Source organism: Ensifer sp. NM-2 (genome assembly GCF_003024455.1).
Taxonomy (GTDB): Bacteria; Pseudomonadota; Alphaproteobacteria; order Rhizobiales; family Rhizobiaceae; genus Ensifer; species Ensifer canadensis.
Genome location: NZ_PVZR01000142.1, coordinates 1 through 458 on the forward strand (window position 1 = coordinate 1; position 458 = coordinate 458).

The window sequence follows — 458 nt, forward strand, 5'->3', positions numbered from 1 at the left end:
GTATCCGAACCTGCTGGTCAACGGCTCCTCGGGCATCGCCGTCGGCATGGCCACGAACATCCCGCCGCACAACATGCGCGAGGTGGCCGCGGGCGTGCAGTGGTACCTCGAGCACCCCGAGGCCACCCGCGAGGAGCTGCTCGAGGCGCTCCTGGCCCGCGTCCACGGCCCCGACTTCCCCACGGGCGCCCAGGTCCTGGGCCGCAAGGGCATCGAGGAGGTCTACCGGACCGGCCGCGGCCCCATCACCATGCGCGCCGTGGGCAACGTGGAGGAGATCCAGGGCCGCACGTGCCTCGTGGTCACCGAGCTGCCCTACATGACCAACCCGGACAACCTGGCCGCGAAGATCGCGGAGATGGTGCGGGACGGCAAGATCAGCGGCATCGCGGACATGCGCGACGAGACCTCCGGCCGCACCGGCCAGCGCCTGGTGATCGTGCTCAAGCGCGACGCCG

Annotated in this window: 1 protein-coding gene; it reads left to right on the top strand. The window is 71.2% G+C overall.

Annotated features, from left to right (window positions below; genetic code table 11):
* Nucleotides 1-458 (top strand): DNA gyrase subunit A (locus C6558_RS39185; protein WP_305765393.1); only part of this gene is annotated, 458 nt, incomplete at both ends.